Below are 20548 nucleotides of genomic sequence, written 5' to 3'. Positions count from 1 at the left end.
TTAAGAGTCAAAAGATAATTTCAATTCTTTCGTTATCTTTTTCTTCAACATGCAATATTGTTTTTCATTTGTATCTGCAAATGCTTCTTCTCGATTTGATTCTATATCCATATAATTCAGTTTTTCATTAAATTGAGCCTCTGTAAAATCAAACCTCTGTCCATCTATAAAGTTATAAAAGTGCCACGCCTCTCTTACTTTTGTCTTTTTAATCTCTCCTCCGTATATGTCTTGAACGACCAAAGCCGTTACACCACACTGTCCCTTTGCTGGATTCTCAGTCGTCCACTTTGAACTTGTTTCAATCGACCACGATCTTATTAATGCTTCATATATTCTTTTTTCCTTTACATCATCCACTCTAATCTTCCCCTACTATTAATAGTTTTACACATCATATTTCAAAAGAGGCAGTAAACGATCCTTAAAGACCGTTGATGGTGTCTCTCCGATTAACTGTGCGCCCATTTTCAAGTAATATCCTTTTGCATTCGGATCACTATCAATCGTAAAACTTTTTAAGCCTAGTTCATTTGCTTTTTCTATTACATACTTCCAAATTATTTTCCCGTAGCCTTTCCCTTTGTAACGAGGATGAATGTACAGGAAATCAAGAGCTTTATCATTACGTAAAAATGAGAAAAATCCAATCTTCGTATTATCGTTTTCAAAAACATATACAAAATTATTATTTATATACTCTTCTGTAATAGTTAAATCTTCCTTACAGGCAATTATGAATTCTTCACTATAATCCCACGTCTCTTTTGATTGTAGTGCGAGTTCACTTAATTCATTTGCTTCACTTAATAACGCTTCTCTTATCTTCATGATTCTTTCTCCTCACCTTCGATATGTAAACTATTAAAATGATTCGAAAAGTAATTAAAAAACCCTCTTATTTTCATAAATCTTTATTATAATCAGTACGGCCTGTAACAATATATTTAAAGAAAAAAACGCCACCTTTGAAAGTTGGCGTTTTCTTCTTCTAAAATTTTTTCAAACTCAATCTTTCGTTTTACTATTTCTAACGATACACACCTATACAGTTTCTACTACTGCTTCAAGCATTGTTCCATTTTTAGCATAATTCATATGCCAAGAAAAAGCTTTTTCTAAAACATGAGGAGTTTGTCCACCTCTCGTTTTAGCTTCTTCGTAATAAGCTCTTAGCTGATCACGATACATTGGATGTGCGCAATTCTCTATAATTAATTCCACTCTTTCTCTTGGGGCCAGTCCTCTTAGATCAACATACCCTTGTTCAGTGACGATAACATCTACATCGTGTTCCGTATGGTCCACATGTGAAACAAAAGGAACGATACTTGAAATGTTACCACCTTTCGCAATCGATTTCGTAACAAAGATAGCTAGGCGAGCATTTCTCGCAAAATCACCAGAACCACCGATACCATTCATCATTTTTGTGCCTAAAACGTGAGTAGAGTTCACATTTCCGTATATATCTAATTCTAAAGCAGTATTAATCGAGATTAATCCGAGGCGACGAATGATTTCAGGATGATTAGAAATCTCTTGCGGGCGCATCATTAATTTGTCACGATATTTTTCAAAGTTGGAAAATACTTTTTGCATTTTCTCCTCAGAGAGTGTGATTGAACAGCATGAAGCAAAATTGACTTTTCCAGCATCCATAAGATCAAAGACCGCATCTTGTAAAACTTCAGAATACACTTCTAAATCTTCAAACTCCGAATCTAACATTCCATGAAGAACAGCATTAGCCACTGAGCCAATTCCTGATTGTAACGGTGCTAAACGATTTGTTAATCGGCCTACTTCGACTTCTTTTCGAAGGAACTCTATTAAATGCTGTGCCATAATAACAGTTTCTTCATCCGGAGGAACAATTGTCGATGGTGAGTCTAATTGGTTCGTAAACACAATCCCTTTCACCTTTTCAACATCGATTGGAATGCCAATCGTTCCAATTCGATCATCCGTTTTCACAATCGGAATTGGAAGTCTTTCTCCTTGTTTACCTGGTTCATATAAATCATGCAGTCCTTCTAACTGCGTGGATTGAGCCATATTCATTTCAATAATAATGGACTTAGCATTTAAAGAAAACGCTAAAGAATTTCCTATTGAAGTTGTTGGAATAATCATGCCATCTTCAGTAATCGCAACCGCTTCCAAAATAGCAAAATCTACATCCATAACGTCAGCGCGAAGTAACTCTGATGTATGAGATAAGTGCTGGTCCACAAATAAAAAATCTCCGTTATTAATTCCTTTTCGCATAGTCGCATCAGCTTGGAAAGGCAATCTTTTCCCTAAAATTCCTGCTTCCGCAAATAATTTATCTACATCAGAACCTAAAGAGGCACCAGTATAAACATTTACTTTAAAAGATGTATCATTCTTAACTCGGTTTACAAGCGCAAATGGGACTGCTTTTACATCACCTGCACGTGTAAACCCACTTAAGCCTAAAGTCATTCCACTTTCAATCCATGAAGCTGCTTCTTCAGGTGTAACTACGCGATCTTTCAGACGTTCATCCCTAATTCTATCCAAATTATTCTCCATATGTACTCCCTCTCCTTATGAATATTCATAATTATTTTACACTTTAACAGTATCTAAATAGGGATTTCAGTATACAATGGCAAAAATTCAGACAAAACAGCGAATCTAACCTCTAAAGCAGAATAATTTAAAATCCTAGAAGCTTACGAAAATAACTAGCGTATGACTGACTCACTGGTACCCTTTCACCATTATCCATAGAAAGTAAAAAAGTTGAATGCGTATCAGGATAAATCGCTTTAATATGATTCACATTTACAATAAAGGAACGGTGGCATCTAATAAATGAATCTTTCGGAAGTAAGTATTCGAATTCTTGTAACGAGTATTTATGTGTCCCTGTTAACTCTTCTGCATTTACATACGTCTTTTTATCTTTCGCCTCTAAATACATGACTTTTGAAAAAGGAACCGGAATCCAGCCGTCCGTTGTTTTTAAAGTAACGACTGATTTTCCGTCCGTTAAAGCTGGGTAAATAGCTGTCACGCAACCTTCAAGCTTTCCATTGTCTGAAAATGGCACTGCCATACCATGATAAGGAATACCAAAAACATCCCGATTCATAAACTCAGAGGTTTTTTGATTCGTCACCATTGCTTTATGAGCAATTGTTCCTTCTTTAATAGGATCCCCTACGCTAATCTTTAAATCAATTCGTTTACTTGGCCGATAGTATATATATTCTTTCGTATTCGATACAGCAATTGAAATTTCATCTGAAAATAATTCCCCAACAACATCTAATAGTAAACCTAATGTTTTATCTTCCATTCTATTAACACCTCATTCACTATTATACTACTATTATGAATGGACTCTGTTGCTTTATAAAAAGTTTGATTATTAATTTTATACATTTATCTCCTCATTTGCACAAGGCTTTCTATCTATTTAATTATATAGAAGATAACCTACCTTCAAATATGTAAAAATGATATGAACACTACATCAGTAAATACTTGCAACACCTACAAACAAAAAGTCCAAACTATAAACAGTCTGGACTTAGCTTTCATTCTCATTTATTATGTTCTTCTAACCACGAAATCACATCTTTAAATACTTCTTCTCTATTTACTTCATGGAACATTTCATGTCTTCCATTTTCATATAAACGCAGTGTTACATCTTTCACGCCACATTTTTTATAATTCTCGTATACTTCTTTTACGCCTTTCCCCATATCCCCAACAGGATCACGATTTCCTGAAAAAATATGTATTGGAAGGTTTTGCGGTGTTTTCTTGAACTCTTCTAGTTTATTTACTTCTAATACACCAGAAAATAATTCTCGATAAAAACTCGTCGTACAAATGAATCCACATAACGGATCCGCAATATATTTATCTACTTGATTATTATCTGAAGATAACCAATCAAATTTTGTACGATTTGGTTTAAAGTGTGAATTGAAGTTTCCGAAAGATAAAAAATTTAGCATCGGACTTTTCGTTTTTTCCCCACGTAATTTCATCTCAATTGTCGCTACTTTATGACCAATAACTCCTAAAAACCCTGGATTCCCACCAGTTCCTGAAATAAGGAATCCATCATATAATTCACCTTTCAGTTGTACAGCACGTCTTGATAAAAAAGAACCCATACTATGTCCAAGTAAAAATAACGGGCATGTCTGCTCTTTTCTTATCGTTTCAGATACAAAGATAACATCAGATACAGCCTCATTCCAACCTACATTGGGTTTAAAATGACCATAATCTTCTTCTCTCTTCACCGTTTTCCCATGACCTTTATGATCATGCGCATAAACACCATAGCCCGCTTCTAATAACGCATCAATAAAGTCTGTATAAACGCCTGCATGTTCTGTCATACCATGTGCAATTTGAATAATCCCTTTCGGTTCACCTTCTGGTAACCACTTACGTAAATAAATTTCTGATCCATCCTTTGCCGTAACGAAACTTGCCTGTACGTTCATTTCGTCAGCTCCCAACTCTATTATGTATCTCAAAAAATGAATATCCATTCATTATTCTTATTATGTATTATATGCAATTGCTGTCATTATGACAAACGTCTTCCTTTTCCGATTAGCTGTCAAACTATTCTATTGACGAACATAAAATAAAATTATATAGTTACTTACATAAAGTAACTATATAATTTTAGGAGGTTCTACTATGATGCCATCATTATTTTTAGCACACGGCTCACCGATGCTCGCTATTCAAGATACAGAATATACAAGGTTTTTAAAAACGCTTGGAGAAACATATAAACCAAAAGCAATTGTTATTTTCACCGCTCACTGGGAAAGCGAAGTACTAACGATTTCTTCATCAGATAACGAATATGAAACAATTTATGATTTTGGAGGTTTTCCCCCTGAGTTATACGAAATCAAATATCGTGCGAAAGGCTCTTCTAACATTGCATCCATGTTAGAAACAAAATTTAAAAACAAAGGTATTCCAGTCCATCATAATATGACGAGAGGTTTAGACCACGGCTCATGGACACTCTTGCACCGTATGTATCCAGAAGCAAATATTCCTGTCGTACAAATATCAGTCAATCCATTCCTTCCTGCAAAAGAGCAATTTAAGGTTGGAGAAGCATTAAAAGGACTTGGACAAGAAGATATTTTAGTAATCGGTAGCGGTGTTACCGTTCATAACTTACGAGCACTGAAATGGAATCAAAGTACACCCGAACAATGGGCAATTGAATTTGATGATTGGATTATAAAACATATGCAAACTAACAATAAGGATGCATTATTTAATTGGGAGAAAAATGCCCCTCATGCTCAATTAGCTGTACCAAGAGCAGAGCATTTTGTTCCTTTATTTATCGCTATGGGAAGTGGTGAAAATAGTGGTGAAGTCATTCACCGCAGTTACGAGCTTGGTACGTTAAGTTATCTTTGCCTCCAATTTTAAATAAAAAGGATGAAGCAATCATTGCTTCATCCTTTTCTTTTTCATTCACCTAGTTAACTAACTTCCAAATGTCGTTTCTCTGATACCTCTTCGTTCTTATTATGAAAATAAACCCAAATGCACGCAATAAATAATAGTGATGATGTAGAGAAGAAAACATATTGGAAGCCTGCATGTGCTGCAATTTGTCCACCAAGTACTGGTCCAATCATATTTCCTAAAAACTGAAACGATTGATTATACCCAAATATTCGTCCCGTTACATGGGTTGGTGTATGTTGTTTTAGTAGAGTTTGTACGGAAGGTAATAATCCTGCTTGTGCGATACCTAATAAAAATCGAAGAATTAATAGTTGCCAAGCTGAGGTTACAAATGCTTGCGGGATAAAAATAATTCCTGCAGCAAACAACGCTACAACTAACGTTTTTTGAGGACCAATTTGATCTGATAATCGTCCGAGTCTTGGTGCTGCCAAAATAACTGCTAACCCTGTCGCTGACATAACTGCACCCGCAATTGTTTCAATATGCGCAGTTTGAGGACCAACTAAATTTTTCACGTATAATGTAACAATTGGTTGAACAGACATATTAGCAAGTTGAATAATAAATGTTGTTACAAACAAACTAACAATTAAATGCTTCGCTGGAACCATCGTCCATACTTTTTTCGGTTGTACTTTTTTTGCTTGAGCGGAGTGATTCTCTTCATGTAGGAAGAAAAAAACGATGAGAAAGGAAAGGAATAAAAAAGCTCCTGTAACAAGAAAAACATGGCGCATTCCAATTAACTCAGACAAATATCCACCAAGTAATGGACCAAGTAATGAGCCGCTCACGCCCCCGGTTGAAATTGTAGAAATTGCCCAGCCTGAATGCTCTTTTGGAGTTTCTGCTGCAATAAATGTCATCGCTGTTGAAAGGAAACCAGATACTGCTCCCATCAAAAATCTTAGTGCGACTAGTTGATATACATCCGTTACAAACCCCATAAGCGTCATAATAATCGCCATACCAAGGCTAGCACGAATTAGCATCAATTTCCGTCCATGTATATCACCAAGCTTTCCCCATATTGGTGATACGATCGCACCCATTAAAAATGTTACACCAAATGCAAGTCCTGACCACTGTGCAATACTAGAAGTGCCAGTCACCCCTAATTCCTCAATATAAAAAGATAAAAAAGGAATTACTAAACTCATACCGGCTGCAGTGGTAAAACAACCTAGCCAACAAATCATTAAATTTCGTTTCCAGCTGGCCATTTTCACACCTTCTTTCTTTAGATACCCATTCTACACCCTTTCTTATAAAAAGTTTAGTAATTTGCTTTATTTGTAAGATTTACTACAAAACCCGCTATTTTCTAATAAGAATCACTACATCTCTACATTATTTTCATAATAAAACCAACTCCCGTATATGGAGTTGGTTACTTATTCCCTATCGGTATTAAACGCGCATCACAATTTCTTTCATAAAACTCAATCGGACCTGCTTGTCCAATAATTGCGTATTCATATCCATTCTGCTTCATATTCTCTAAACAGTGATGCAACAATTGCTTCCCTACACCTTTCACACGATTTTGTTTCGCTGTGCCCATTGGACCAAACAATCCTTTCTTTCCCCTCACTACATCATAGCAAGCGAAACCTACTATCACTTCTTCTTGCTCTGCTATATAAATAGGTAAGTTTTCTTTATATGTACGAAATCCATATTCTATCGAATGTAACCACCGTTCACCAAATTCTGCTTCAACAAAGCTTGCTAATTGTTCAAGATCAGAAGCGTTAGCTTTTCTAACAGTACAAGTTAAATCATTATAAATAGGAACGAAACCTTTTAAATCGACTGCTAAATCTCTTGGCTCAGCTATAATACGTAATATATCTCTTTGAATCTGTGCATTTTCAACAACTGGATTTACACAAAATAATGCATATATAACATGTCCTTCATTAATTATTACTTGCTGAAAACGTTCCATACGTTTTTTCGCTATTTGTAAAATTTCTAGCGTCTTATGGGATAATTTATATTGTCCTATTTTTTTATAATCTTGATCCGTTAAATCATATTGTTTTCGTAATGAAAATTTTTCTAAAAAATCCGTACCCATATTACGGAACAAATACATATACAACTCGCCACAAACGCCAGTACCTTCTTTACACATGCCAATAAATAAATGAACTGGTTGAATGATATTACATTCTGCCTCTTCTGCTGCAATCTTCAATATGTTATGCATACGTTTTGTAAATTGAAATTCCTCCATATGTATCTCCATTCCCTACTACTTTACTATTAAACCGTAACCATAAATAAGTGAAACAATGATTCCAACTACTAATATACCTGGAAGTAAATTTGCAACTTTAATTTTAATAAATCCCAGTAAGTTCAATCCAATAGCGGCTATCATAATACCGCCTGTAGCTGTCATTTCTACTATAAATTGATTCATTAATCCTTTCGGGACCAAACTATTAATTTGTGTTGCAAAAACTGCAATGCCACCTTCATATAAAATGACTGGAATCGCTGAAAATACTACGCCAATCCCTAGAGTTGTCGTTAATATAATAGAAATAAATCCATCGATAATTGCCTTTGTAAATAAAATATCATGATTGCCACGAATACCGCTGTCGAGTGCACCAAGTATACCCATCGCACCAATTGCAAATATTAAAGTAGCTGTTACAAAACCTTCTGATATACTCCCTTTCCCTTTCGATCCAACTTTATTTTCTAGCCAATCTCCTAACTGTTTTAACTTTCCCTCTAATTGTAACCATTCCCCGATGACGGTACCAATTACTAAACTTAGTATGACAACAAGAAAATTTTCACTTTTCAATGCCATTTGAAGTCCAAGTACAGTAACCGCTAAACCGATTGCATGCATAATTGTTCCCTTCATACTTTCTGGTATTCTACTAAATAATTTACCTAGTAAAGTACCAAATATAATGCAAATCCCATTTACAACCGCTCCTAATATAACCATTTCTCATTCTTCACCCTTCGAATTCTTTATTTCTATATTTTGGTTTATTCATTGATTTACAGGTTATCTATATGTTAACTTAATATTGAGAATATTAACAAATATTTTTTCAATACATAAACCGCATTTTTTATATCTGTACATAAACCAATTACTTTTTGTAGACTCATTGCTAATTTAATTGCGGGATAAACTCAAAAGGGAAGGTATTTATGAAAACTTTACTAAAACGATTTCTGTTAATAGCCTTTTGCATTACACCAATTGTTTTATTAATTAACTACTCTTTTACTTCAAAAGCGAAAGACAAACCTGATTTGCAAAACAAATCTAGTAAAACCGCTTCAACAAGTGAAAAGAAAATAGAAGACCCGGAAATCACACTCACCTTCTCTGGTGATACAATGTTCGATTGGCAATTACGTCCGGTAATCGAAAAAAACGGGGCTGACTATCCATTCCAGCATGTAAAAGAAGAAATAACAAAAGCTGATATTTCCTTCGTTAATTTAGAGTCAGCATTTACAACGAGAGAAAAGAAAGCACCTGGACAATTGTTTTGGATTAAAAGTGATCCATCCACACTTCAAGCTATAAAAACCACTGGATATGACATCGTAAATATTGGGAATAACCATACACTTGATTATGGTCAAGAGGGGTTACTAGACACAATCTCTCATGTAGAAAAATTAAAGTTCCCTTATATCGGAGCCGGGAAAAATGCAAAAGATGCATATACAGCACGAGAAATGACTGTAAAAGGGAAAAAGGTCAAATTTCTTTCCTTTGTTCGATTTATGCCTGATACGAATTGGGTAGCTGGTGACAATAAACCTGGTGTTGCGAATGGGTATGATTTAAATCTTGTAACAAAAACAATTAAAGAACAAAAGAAAGATGCAGACTATTTAATCGTCTATATGCATTGGGGCGTTGAGAAATCAAATCGTCCTGTAGAATACCAAAAACAATATGTACCTAAAATGGTTGAAGCAGGGGCTGACGCAATTGTCGGAAGTCACCCACATTGGCTTCAAGGATTTGAGTATTATAATAAAGTTCCTATCGCTTACTCATTAGGAAACTTTTTATTCCCAAGTTATGTGAACGGAAAAAGTGCCGAAACTGGCGTATTAACTTTAACTTTTAAAGGAAAGGATGTCCAAATGTCATTCAATCCTTACATCATTCGTAACAACCAAGTTTCCCCTGTGAATGAGGAGGAAAAGAGAAAAGCTCTACAATACTTACAAACAATTTCAACTGATGTAGAAATTGATGATACAGGGAACATAAAAAACAAACGGAACTAGACAGCTCAAAATCTATTTCTCTGTAATACACTTTATAGAATAGGTGATGAATATGCTGAAAGATTTATTAGAAAATGTAAGTTTGTTAGAAAACATTTATAAAATTTCTATAGCCGTTCTACTTTTATGTTCATTTTTCTCTGTTAGACTTCTAAAAAAATAAAACGTGAACGAAAGCTTACTACCTTTGAATTTACTATGTATGTAATCATTCGTATTGCAATATTTTTTTGGTTAACTAGCTTTATCCTTCTTGAATTTAATGAGTATCTAGTTTAACTATAAAAAAGATAGAACAAGCATTATATTTCCCCGCTTGTATCTATCTTTTTTATTTTGGTGCTAACTCTTTCCTTCTATTAAATAAGTAAATCAAACAAAACAGGATTTTTATTAAGCTCCATAAATTGAATGTTATTTTCTTTAAAACGGGTAATTAACTGCTCATAATCTTCTTTATGTTTTAATTCTACTCCGACTAATGCTGGACCATTTTCCTTATTATGTTTCTTAATATACTCAAAGCGAGTAATATCATCTTCTGGCCCTAATCCTTTATCAAGAAATTCTCTTAACGCACCTGAACGCTGTGGGAATTCAATGATGAAATAATGCTTTAACCCTTCGTAAATAAGAGATCGTTCTTTCATTTCTTGCATTCTATCAATATCATTATTTCCACCACTTAGCGTACAAACAACTGTTTTACCTTTTATTTCATCTCTATATAAATCAAGCGCTGCAATAGAGAGTGCACCAGCTGGTTCAGCTACAATCGCATTTTTCTTATACAGTTCTAAAATCGTCGTACAAACCTTTCCCTCTGGTACTAAAACAATGTCATCAATTACATCTTTACAAGTTTCAAATGTTAACTTTCCTACCTTTTTAACCGCTGCCCCATCAACAAAACTATCTATTTTCTCCAATGTGACATTATCGTTTTGAAGAAAAGCCTCTTTCATAGATGCTGCTCCCATTGGCTCTACCCCAATAACCTTTGTAGCAGGACTAACACCTTTCACATATGTACCAACACCTGATGCTAATCCACCACCACCAATTGCTGTAAAGATATAATCAACCGTTTTCTCCATATCATGCATAATTTCAACTGCCACTGTCCCTTGACCAGCAACTACGTACGGATCATCAAACGGATGAACAAATGTCATTCTATTTTCTTCACAATAACGCTGTGCTTCTTGGAAAGAGCTATCAAATGTATCACCAACTAATACAATTTCCGCAAAATCACCACCGAAAAATTGTACTTGTGACACTTTTTGTTTAGGTGTCGTCGTCGGCATGAAAATTTTTGACGGAATCTTCAATAAATTACACGTATAAGCTACTCCTTGCGCATGATTACCAGCACTTGCACAAACAACACCGTTTTGTAATTGCACTTTCGGTAAACTTTGAATTAGATTATACGCACCACGAATTTTGAAAGAGCGAATTAATTGTAAGTCTTCTCGTTTTACATAAACGTCACAATCATATTTCTCAGATAAAACTGTATCACGTTGTAACGGTGTTTTAATAACGATATCCTTCATGCAATTATGAGCCATTAAGATATCTTCAATTTTCACTCTCTCCTTTACCTTTTGCACCATTATATATCATCCTTATCTCTTTTATATTGGCTCAATCAAAATTTGGGACTTTTAAGACTGCACCTGTATTCGCCGACGTTACCATCTGTGCGTAACGCCCAAGCCATCCCGTTTTCACTTTCGGTTCTGGTCGTTTCCATTCTTTTTTACGCTTATCTAATTCTTCATCACTAATTCTTACTTCTAACAACCTTTCCTCAACATCGATACAAACGATATCCCCTTGCTTGAGAAGTGCAATCGTTCCGCCCGCAGCTGCTTCTGGCGAAATATGCCCTACTGAAATACCACGTGAAGCACCAGAGAAACGACCATCGGTTAACAACGCAACATCTGCACCTAATCCCATGCCAGCAATCGCTGACGTTGGTGCTAACATTTCCGGCATACCAGGACCGCCTCTTGGTCCTTCATAACGAATAACAACTACATCCCCTTTCTTAACCTTCCCAAGCATAATGCCTGCAAGCGCCTCATCTTGCGAATTAAAAATAACGCATGGTCCTTCAAATCGTTTTACTTCAGTTGCCCCACTTTTAATAACTGCCCCATCCTTCGCAAGGTTTCCTTTTAATATACGTAATCCACCTTCTTCACTATGAGGGTTTTCAAGAGAATGAATAACTTCCTTATCTTTAATCTCTGCATGAGCAATGTTCTCTCTTAAGGTTTGCCCAGTAGCAGTAATACGATCTAGATGAAGTACTCCCTCTTTTCGGCTCATCTCTTTCAAAATGGCACTAATCCCGCCCGCGCGATCAATATCTTCCATATGCCAATTGGACGCAGGGCTTACTTTACATAAATGTGGTACACGTCTTGAAACGGCATCAATACGGCTCATATCGTAATCTAGTCCTGCCTCATGTGCAAGTGCTAATGTATGTAACACTGTATTTGTTGAACCGCCCATCGCCATATCAAGCGCGAACGCATCATCAATTGCTTCTTCCGTTACAATGTCTCGTGGTTTAATATCTCTTTCAATTAAAATCTTTAATTTTTCTGCTGCTTGTTTAATTAATTCTTCGCGTCTTGGATCCATAGCTAAAATACTACCGTTACCAGGAAGAGCTAAACCTAATACTTCACATAAACAGTTCATAGAATTCGCTGTAAACATACCAGAACAAGAACCACAAGATGGGCAGCCATGATCTTCAATATCCTTTAATTCTTCTTCTGAAATTTTCCCAGATTGATAAGCTCCTACTCCTTCGAAAACAGAACTTAAATCGACAACGTCTCCTTTTGACGTTTTTCCAGCCGCCATCGGACCACCTGAAACAAAAACAGTTGGAATGTTAATACGAAGTGCAGCCATCATCATACCGGGTGTAATTTTGTCACAGTTTGGAATACAAATCATGCCATCAAACCAATGTGCATTTACAACCGTTTCTACTGAATCTGCAATAATTTCACGACTCGGAAGCGAATAACGCATACCGATATGCCCCATTGCAATACCGTCATCTACTCCAATTGTATTGAATTCAAATGGAACCATACCCGCTGCACGCACTGCTTCTTTAACAAGTTTCCCAAACTCATTTAAGTGCTTATGACCTGGAATAATTTCAATAAAAGAATTACAGATAGCTATAAACGGTTTATCAAAATCTTCATCTTTTAAGCCAGTTGCTTTTAATAAACTACGATGCGGCGCTTTATCAAAACCTTTTTTAATCATGTCACTTCTCATCTTGTCAAATCCCCTCTTACGTATTTTTCACTTACAATCTATTGCTCTATTTCTTTACTAATTCTTTCGGTGCATGAATCCAGCTCATCATTTCACGAAGCTCTGCTCCTACTTTTTCTAACCCATGATTTTGTTCTGCTTTTTTCATCGCATTATACGTTGGACGCCCTGCTTGATTTTCTAAAATCCATTTCTTCGCGAATTCGCCTTGCTGAATCTCTGTAAGTACCCGTTTCATCTCTTTCTTCGTTTCATCTGTAACAATTCTCGATCCTGTTACATAATCCCCAAACTCTGCCGTATCTGAAATAGAATGGCGCATGTTCGTTAAACCACCTTCGTACATTAAATCAACGATTAACTTTAATTCATGTAAACATTCAAAGTATGCAATTTCAGGGCGATATCCGCCTTCCGTTAATGTTTCAAAACCAGCTTTCACAAGTGCAGTTACCCCTCCGCAAAGTACAGCTTGCTCTCCGAATAAATCCGTTTCGGTTTCTTCTTGGAATGTCGTTTCAATTACACCTGCACGTGTACACCCTACACCTTTTGCATACGCAAGTGCTACATGTAAAGCTGTGCCTGTTGCATCTTGATGCACTGCGACTAATGCTGGAACACCATTTCCTTCTTGAAATACACGGCGAACGAGATGACCTGGACTTTTTGGCGCAACCATCGCTACATCTACGTAACTTGGCGGATTAATTTGGCCGAAGTGAATGTTAAATCCATGTGAGAAAAGTAACATTTGTCCTTCACGAAGATTCTCTTCTACCTCTGCTTTATACACATGAGCTTGCTGTTCATCTGGCAGTAACATTTGTACAACTTGTGCGGTTCGAACCGCTTCTGATACAGACATTACTTCAAATCCATCCGCTTTCGCTACTTCATACGACTTACCAGGACGAACACCAACTACAACTTCTACACCAGAATCACGTAAATTTTGCGCTTGTGCATGACCTTGTGATCCATAGCCAACTACTGCAACAGTTTTCCCTTGTAGTAAATCTACATTTGCATCTTTCTCATAATACGTTTTCATATTCCATACACTCCTTATAATGTATTTACTTGTAGTACATCAATTAATTTTTTCAACTGACTAACAAGTAATGTCGCTTCATTTTCAGTACAAACTGCTGTGAGTTTCATTTCAGAAACACCATTATTATCTCTTTCGTTTAAATGTAAAGAAGAAATATAATAACCACGCCGAGCAAAAATCCCACTTATACGTAATAAGACGCTTGGCTCGTTATGAATAACGAGTGAAAAAGTATGACTCATTCTTCCCACCTCTTCATAATCATTTCGTTATTCCCTTTATTTGGTGGAACCATCGGAAATACGTTTTCACCTTCTTCTACACAAAAATCAACTACGACAGGTCCTTCATGAGCAAATGCTTCTAACATCACTTGTTTCGCCTCAGTTGAATTTGTCGCTCTTAACCCTTGCACTCCATAAGCTTCTGCCACTTTCACAAAATCTGGCGATCCAATTTTCGACTCTGATAATCGATTTTCATAAAACATTTCTTGCCATTGCCTTACCATCCCTAAAAATTTATTGTTTATAATAAATACTTTTACAGGGATGTTATTTTCAGCAATTGTTTGTAGTTCTTGAATATTCATTTGAAAAGAAGCATCACCTGCAATACAAATAACGAGTTCTTCTTCTTTTGCAAGCTGAGCACCAACTGCCGCCGGGAAGCCAAATCCCATCGTTCCTAATCCACCTGATGTTAGAAAAGTCCGCGGGTTTTTCGCTTTATAAAAATGTGCAGCCCACATTTGATGCTGTCCTACTTCTGTCGTAACAATCGCTTCACCATTCGTTAATTCACTTACTAAGCTAATAACATGCTGTGGTTTTAACTCACTTTCTTTTTGAATATAGGAAAGAGGGTATTCCGCTTTCCATTCCTCGGTTTTCGTAATCCATTCATCTGTCTGTGTACAAATCGGCATATGTAACAACATGTGTAACGCTTTTTTCACATCTCCAACAACTGGATATTCCACAGTTACATTTTTATGAAACTCCGAAGAATCTATATCAATATGTACCTTTTTCGAATGCGGAGAAAAGAGTTCTAATTTCCCTGTTACACGGTCATCAAAACGAACACCTAAAGCAAGTAATAAGTCACATTCTGTTACTGCCATGTTTGCAGCGTACGTTCCATGCATACCGAGCATTCCTAAAAATAATGAATCTCCCGGCGGATACGCACCCAGTCCCATTAAAGTTGACACGACTGGAATACGATTTTCTCTTGCAAATTTGATTAGTTCATCAGATCCACCTGAATGAATGACACCTCCTCCAATATAAAGAAGTGGACGTTTTGATTTTGAAATTGCTTTAGCCACCTCTCTAAGTTTCATGCTGTCTGGTACGAGTTCTGGTTTGTACCCCGGAATATCAACTTCTTCATTAAAGAAACTGGTGACTTTTGCATTTTGAACATCTTTTGGAATATCGATTAATACTGGTCCCGGTCGTCCGCTTTTGGCGATGTAAAAAGCTTCTTGCACAATTCGTGATACATGATTTACATCACGAACTTGGTAATTATGCTTCGTAACAGGTACTGTAATTCCGACAACATCCGCTTCTTGAAATCCATCTTTACCAATTAAAGGCGTTGCAACTTGCCCTGTAATGACAACTAAAGGAATCGAATCCATATAAGCATCTGCTAAGCCCGTAACTAAATTTGTCGCCCCTGGGCCAGAGGTAGCAAAGACTACCCCGACCTTTCCAGAAGCTCTCGCATATCCTTCTGCCGCATGAATAGCAGCTTGTTCATGACGAGTTAAAATGTGCTTTAAACCACTTCCGTATAACGCATCGTACACTGGCAAAATCGCTCCGCCCGGATAACCGAAAACAGTCGTTACGCCTAAATTCTTCAAACATTGAATAACGTGTCCAGCTCCTGTCACTTCTTCACACTGTAATTTCTCATATGTTGTATGCTGCTCCATTTTAATTAACTCCTCTCCCTACCTACAGTAAACTTTCCGCCAGTCCTGGAACACGTACTCCTCTTTCTCTCGTTAATTTTTTAAATTCCTCTGTCAATTGTTTCGTTACACTTCCTGGCTTCCCATCCCCAATTTCTCTTGAATCAACCTTTACAACTGGAATTAATTCTGCTGCCGTTCCCGTTAAAAATACTTCATCTGCTACATATACGTCATGGCGAGTAAATGGCCTTTCTTCACATGGAATGTTAAGTCGCTCACATAGCTCGATAACACTATTTCTCGTAATACCTTCTAGTGCTCCTAAATAAGAAGGCGGTGTTAACACTTTTCCATCTTTCACAACGAAAACATTGTCTCCAGATCCTTCACAAACATATCCTTGCTGATTTAACATAAGTGCCTCTAGCACTCCTGCTTGTGCTGCTTCAATTTTTACAAGTACGTTATTTAAGTAGTTCATTGACTTAATACGTGGGTCTAAAGCATCTGGCGTGTTACGTCGTGATGCAACAGATACAACGCTTAGTCCCTTATCGTAAAATTCTTGCGGGAATAACTTTAATTGTTCTGCAATGATAATAACGCTCGGTTTCACACAACTTCTCGGATCGAGCCCTAAGTCACCTTTTCCTCTTGAGACAATTAATCGAATGTAAGCATCAGCGTATTCGTTTTTTTGAAGTGTATGTAAAACTGCTTCTTCCATTTCTTCAACTGTCAGTGGGATTGTAAGTAAAATAGATTTTGCCGATTCATATAATCGTTTTACATGTTCTTTTAAACAAAATACATTTCCACCGTAACTACGAATTCCTTCAAATACACCGTCTCCGTATAAAAAACCGTGATCATATACTGAAACAACCGCCTTTTCTTTTTCTACAAATTCCCCATTCATATAAATATACTGGTTTCCCATCTCACATCGCTCCTCTTTTTCTCTCTATTTTTGCAATCCATTTCTATATCGATTGCTGAGATGAGTGATTTTTAACAGAATATTCAGTATATAAACCTTAAAAATATACTCGTCTCAACAATCGATTACATACTTGTAGCAATCCATTACTGAGACGAGGGAATCGTGGTACCACTCAGCTTCCTTACACTTCTCACGAAATATAAGCTCTGCAAGTCCAATTAGACTTTTGTTTTTCTATCGGAAACAACTCCGCTACTTTTTACTAGTTTCAAAAGTAGTACTCCGAGGTGATCTTCAAAGACTCGATTGTTACCACCCTCACAGCCTAGGGGTAGCTCTCTGAAACAATGCCTATCATTTACTCTCCTCTTCTACGCATTCTCTTATTGTATTTTTTAAAATAAAAACTCTCGCCTCAGCAATCAACTACTACAATTTAGTAGCTTTGATTGCTGAGGCGAGAGTTTCGCGTTACCACTCAGCTTCCTTATACTTCTCACGAAATATAAGCTCTGTAGGTCCAATTAGACCCCCGTCCTTTTACCGGAGACGATGCCGTCGCCCTCTACTCAGTTTCCCTTTCGCAAGCGATGCTCCGAGGTGATCTTCAATGATTCGATTGTTACTACTCTCACAGCCTTGGAGTAGCTCTCTGAAACGATCATAATCATCTACTTTCCTCTTCTTTGCATATACAATATATAAAGTTAGAACATTCTTAATTAACTTTTATTTGTTACACGTATTATAGGACGTTGTTCTTTTCATTGTCAACATGTTTTTAAAAAAATATTTTTAATAATACATATATTTTCGAATCTTTTTTATTGCGCAATAAAACTTTTTATATAATACTATATAAAACATATATATTTAGGAGGATTACAACAATGTCCGAAAAAACATACGAACTCGCAACCTTCGCAGGCGGTTGCTTTTGGTGCATGGTAAAGCCATTTGATGAACTTCCTGGTATTCATAAAGTACTTTCCGGCTATGCAGGTGGTCATGTAGAAAACCCAACATATGAACAAGTTAAAGCGGGTACATCTGGTCATTTAGAAGTCGTACAAATTACATTCGACCCTTCTATTTTTCCATATAAAAAATTACTAGATTTATATTGGCCACAAATCGATCCAACTGATGATGGCGGACAATTTTTTGACCGTGGTCCATCTTATCGCACCGCTATTTTTTATCATACTGAAACACAAAAAGAGCTTGCTGAAAAATCAAAACAAACTCTTGCGGAAAGCGGTATGTTTAAAGAGCCAATCGTAACTGAAATTCGCCCGGCTGCACCTTTTTATGAGGCTGAAGAATACCATCAACACTTCTATAAAAAGAATCCAGAAAAATATGCTACTGAGCAAAAAGAATCTGGCCGTGCAGACTTTATAAAAGAAAATTGGCAAAAAAAATAATAAAAATGCATCGTACCTTTTAAGTACGATGCATTTTTATCTTTGAAAAAAGTACCATACAATGATGAGAACAACCGCTGTTAATGTCCAAAGTGCGATTTCGTTTTTCACTCTACTCTTTTTCTTAGTCATTTCGTTTCTCCTAGTATAGCAATTAAACATAGTCAAGACTTCCTTTGTTTAATTGTCCACTTCATAAAAGCAAATAAATCCTTACAAATTCTTATAACAAGACCACCAACGATTCCGATTGTAATTGAAATTACTAACATCTGTACAAAACTAAGAGTAGTTGTGTATGTTATGTAGATAACAATACATATAAGTAAAACATCCGGTAAAGAAAGTAAAAACTTTTTAAACATTTCTTTAGCTCTCCTATGTTTTATTTATAAATTATATCTTTTAAAAAAGAAATCTATTACCGTTTCTTAAATAAAAAACCTCCAGTTTAAGCACTAGAGGTTTTCCATTTTATTTCTTCAATCTCTCAATAAAATCCTGTAATTTATCAAGTGATTTCATATTCTGATTACAGGCCACGGCATCTTTACAAATATAGTTTCCCTTTTTCACGAAAGTTCCTGGTATATCACCTTTAATTTCAACTAAAAACATCCCTACTTCTTCATGTCCGTGACATAAAGAACAAATGCTCTTTTTATTTAAACTTTGAAACGTTCCTTGCAGACCAACAAACTTATTTTTATCATTTTTCGCTATAATAAATTTCCTGCTTGACCCTTTATCAATCCAGCTTAAATAAGATAATTCTTTCATGTCCATTTCTTCCATATCAGGAAGTTTTAATTTTTTCACCTTAGGAAATAATTTTTTTAATGTTTGCGCTGTAACTTCCTGAAACGGAATGACGTACGGATTTATTTTCATTAAAAACGATTCTGCATCTTCTCTATTTTGAACTGTTAATACCGTATCGATTAACTCTTTCTGCTCATCCGTTAAATTCTCAAATACATGTATTATCTTTTCAATTGCTAGTGATTTTAACGCTTGAATGACACCTCTATCATTTGCCGTTGCGTGCCCATTCGCTAAAATATAAGCTTGTGATTTTATAAAATTATATTGATCACTTCTAATAAAAGCTTCCATCTTTATCACTCCATACAAATTGTTGATCTAATCTTATTGTATACAATGATTTAGCTTTTTGGTATGTAAAAGATAACTTAGAAACGAATATTACATACATCGATTATATTTTACCGCTCCATTTCCTGACAAAAGAAGCCATCATCTGTTTTCCATTCCGCATATAACACGTCTTCAAATTTAGTAATTCCTTTTTGCTTTATTTGCTTATACAGCCATCCTTCATCAAAGCCCGCTTCTCTCAAATTATCTTTCACTACTTTTCCATCACTAATTAATGAAATTGGTAAGTATACAGGCTTATGTTTTAAACTTAAATCATTTATAGTGGGAGATTCGTATTTACTTTTTTTCAGAACACTTATATTTCCGTTAGGTTCTAATATCATATATTCAACTTCTCGGATTGAAAATATATCTTTTTGTTGCCTAAGCATTTGTTGTAATTGGTTAATGTCCAAATGATTTACACTTAATTGTTCACGATCAATCTTTCCATTACGGATAATAATGGAAGGATATCCTTCAAAAAACTTTCTTGTTCCTCTTATTTTTTGCGTTATCACTTCTATTGTATAAATTAAAATTACCCATACAAATACTGAATATAAAATAGACCACACTTTAATTTTAGGGTCATATATTGAATTTCCAACGAGCTCACCAAGGACGATAGCAGAAATAAAATCAAAGGGTGTTAGCTGAGATATTTGTGTTTTCCCTAGTATTTTTGTAGCAATTAATAGAACAAAGAAACCAATTAAAAGCTCTATCGTTATTTGTCCAATATGATTCATATATGTTCACCTTTCTACTTTTCAAGTGCTCTGTATACCATTTTATAAAAAAACGGCACATTTTTTTATATTATCATGCCCGTTCACATCTCATATATCCAATACATATAAAACAAAAAGAGTCTGATTCAAAGTAATATGAAT

At 35.7% G+C, this 20548-nt stretch carries 20 protein-coding genes, 1 pseudogene and 2 other annotated features; of the genes and pseudogenes, 4 read left to right on the top strand and 17 right to left on the bottom strand.

Translation table 11 applies throughout. The annotated features are described in order from the left end of the window. From MR070_RS06860 to MR070_RS06840, 5 genes are all read right to left on the bottom strand, one after another. Complete coding sequence (locus MR070_RS06860) at positions 1-360, bottom strand: YunG family protein (RefSeq protein ID WP_000342916.1); 360 nt, start codon at positions 358-360, stop codon at positions 1-3. A 27-nt stretch (positions 361-387) separates the two neighbouring features. Beyond that, the gene (locus tag MR070_RS06855) at positions 388-831 is read right to left on the bottom strand and encodes a GNAT family N-acetyltransferase (RefSeq protein WP_242260890.1); all 444 of its coding nucleotides are present in this window, start codon (positions 829-831) and stop codon (positions 388-390) included. 213 nt (positions 832-1044) lie between these two features. Beyond that, on the bottom strand, positions 1045-2559 hold the full coding sequence (locus tag MR070_RS06850; RefSeq protein WP_000429781.1) for an acetyl-CoA hydrolase/transferase family protein: 1515 nt from the start codon (positions 2557-2559) through the stop codon (positions 1045-1047). A gap of 127 nt (positions 2560-2686) precedes the next feature. Beyond that, positions 2687-3331, bottom strand: coding sequence for a LytTR family DNA-binding domain-containing protein (locus tag MR070_RS06845; RefSeq protein WP_242260888.1), 645 nt, complete (start codon positions 3329-3331; stop codon positions 2687-2689). 247 nt (positions 3332-3578) lie between these two features. Beyond that, the gene (locus MR070_RS06840; RefSeq protein ID WP_001102550.1) at positions 3579-4502 is read right to left on the bottom strand and encodes an alpha/beta hydrolase; all 924 of its coding nucleotides are present in this window, start codon (positions 4500-4502) and stop codon (positions 3579-3581) included. 202 nt (positions 4503-4704) lie between these two features. Here MR070_RS06840 and MR070_RS06835 point away from each other — a divergent pair, with 202 nt between their 5' ends. After that, positions 4705-5466: a DODA-type extradiol aromatic ring-opening family dioxygenase gene (locus MR070_RS06835; protein WP_044790449.1), complete on the top strand. Its 762-nt coding sequence runs from the start codon at positions 4705-4707 to the stop codon at positions 5464-5466. 53 nt (positions 5467-5519) lie between these two features. Here the strand turns inward: MR070_RS06835 and MR070_RS06830 are convergent, their stop codons facing one another. The 3 genes from MR070_RS06830 to MR070_RS06820 all read right to left on the bottom strand — a co-directional run bounded on the left by MR070_RS06830 (position 5520) and on the right by MR070_RS06820 (position 8488). Continuing rightward, positions 5520-6734 (bottom strand): multidrug efflux MFS transporter, encoded by a 1215-nt coding sequence (locus tag MR070_RS06830; protein WP_044790450.1) that lies wholly within the window; start codon positions 6732-6734, stop codon positions 5520-5522. A 167-nt stretch (positions 6735-6901) separates the two neighbouring features. Then, positions 6902-7753, bottom strand: coding sequence for a GNAT family N-acetyltransferase (locus MR070_RS06825; protein WP_242260886.1), 852 nt, complete (start codon positions 7751-7753; stop codon positions 6902-6904). A gap of 18 nt (positions 7754-7771) precedes the next feature. After that, the gene (locus tag MR070_RS06820; protein WP_242260884.1) at positions 7772-8488 is read right to left on the bottom strand and encodes a DUF554 domain-containing protein; all 717 of its coding nucleotides are present in this window, start codon (positions 8486-8488) and stop codon (positions 7772-7774) included. 212 nt (positions 8489-8700) lie between these two features. Between MR070_RS06820 and MR070_RS06815 the strand changes: the two genes are divergently transcribed. Both MR070_RS06815 and MR070_RS06810 read left to right on the top strand, forming a co-directional pair. Next, positions 8701-9804: a CapA family protein gene (locus MR070_RS06815; RefSeq protein WP_242260882.1), complete on the top strand. Its 1104-nt coding sequence runs from the start codon at positions 8701-8703 to the stop codon at positions 9802-9804. A 52-nt stretch (positions 9805-9856) separates the two neighbouring features. Continuing rightward, positions 9857-10083: pseudogene (locus MR070_RS06810) on the top strand (hypothetical protein). An 80-nt stretch (positions 10084-10163) separates the two neighbouring features. Here the strand turns inward: MR070_RS06810 and ilvA are convergent. From ilvA to ilvE, 6 genes are read right to left on the bottom strand one after another with little or no spacing between them, the layout of a single operon-like run. After that, positions 10164-11426 (bottom strand): threonine ammonia-lyase IlvA, encoded by a 1263-nt coding sequence (gene ilvA / locus MR070_RS06805; RefSeq protein WP_242260880.1) that lies wholly within the window; start codon positions 11424-11426, stop codon positions 10164-10166. Between the two features lie 31 nt (positions 11427-11457). Continuing rightward, positions 11458-13131, bottom strand: a complete 1674-nt coding sequence (gene ilvD, locus MR070_RS06800) for a dihydroxy-acid dehydratase (RefSeq protein ID WP_044790454.1) — start codon at positions 13129-13131, stop codon at positions 11458-11460. A gap of 46 nt (positions 13132-13177) precedes the next feature. Next, the gene (gene ilvC, locus MR070_RS06795) at positions 13178-14185 is read right to left on the bottom strand and encodes a ketol-acid reductoisomerase (RefSeq protein ID WP_000861126.1); all 1008 of its coding nucleotides are present in this window, start codon (positions 14183-14185) and stop codon (positions 13178-13180) included. A 14-nt stretch (positions 14186-14199) separates the two neighbouring features. After that, positions 14200-14430, bottom strand: coding sequence for an ACT domain-containing protein (locus MR070_RS06790; RefSeq protein ID WP_000019911.1), 231 nt, complete (start codon positions 14428-14430; stop codon positions 14200-14202). Further along, positions 14427-16139 (bottom strand): acetolactate synthase large subunit, encoded by a 1713-nt coding sequence (gene ilvB, locus MR070_RS06785; protein WP_242260878.1) that lies wholly within the window; start codon positions 16137-16139, stop codon positions 14427-14429. The genes MR070_RS06790 and ilvB overlap by 4 nt, the downstream gene beginning before the upstream one ends. 22 nt (positions 16140-16161) lie before the next feature. Continuing rightward, entirely contained in the window at positions 16162-17061 is a 900-nt protein-coding gene (gene ilvE, locus MR070_RS06780; protein ID WP_242260876.1) for a branched-chain-amino-acid transaminase, read from the bottom strand. Positions 17062-17208: 147 nt separating this feature from the next. Beyond that, positions 17209-17447 (bottom strand) — a binding site (T-box leader). A 67-nt stretch (positions 17448-17514) separates the two neighbouring features. After that, positions 17515-17760: a binding site (T-box leader), on the bottom strand. A gap of 194 nt (positions 17761-17954) precedes the next feature. Here ilvE and msrA point away from each other — a divergent pair. Beyond that, positions 17955-18491 carry a peptide-methionine (S)-S-oxide reductase MsrA gene (gene msrA, locus MR070_RS06775; RefSeq protein ID WP_070805745.1) on the top strand — a complete coding sequence of 179 codons (537 nt, stop codon included), beginning with the start codon at positions 17955-17957 and terminating at the stop codon, positions 18489-18491. A gap of 164 nt (positions 18492-18655) precedes the next feature. On the opposite strand, the gene MR070_RS06770 is transcribed toward msrA, so the two are convergent. From MR070_RS06770 to MR070_RS06760, 3 genes are all read right to left on the bottom strand, one after another. Beyond that, positions 18656-18856, bottom strand: a complete 201-nt coding sequence (locus MR070_RS06770; RefSeq protein ID WP_070805744.1) for a hypothetical protein — start codon at positions 18854-18856, stop codon at positions 18656-18658. Positions 18857-18965: 109 nt separating this feature from the next. Beyond that, a complete protein-coding gene (locus MR070_RS06765; protein WP_000387076.1) occupies positions 18966-19607 on the bottom strand; it encodes a FusB/FusC family EF-G-binding protein in 642 nt (213 codons plus the stop codon). Between the two features lie 110 nt (positions 19608-19717). After that, positions 19718-20404 (bottom strand): DUF421 domain-containing protein, encoded by a 687-nt coding sequence (locus MR070_RS06760; protein WP_001015528.1) that lies wholly within the window; start codon positions 20402-20404, stop codon positions 19718-19720. Positions 20405-20548 lie beyond the last annotated feature (144 nt).

This window comes from Bacillus cereus group sp. BfR-BA-01453 (assembly GCF_022662915.1).
Lineage (GTDB): Bacteria > Bacillota > Bacilli > Bacillales > Bacillaceae_G > Bacillus_A > Bacillus_A paranthracis.
The sequence above is the reverse complement of the archived record's forward strand: the minus strand, read 5'-3'. Positions and strand labels throughout refer to the sequence as shown.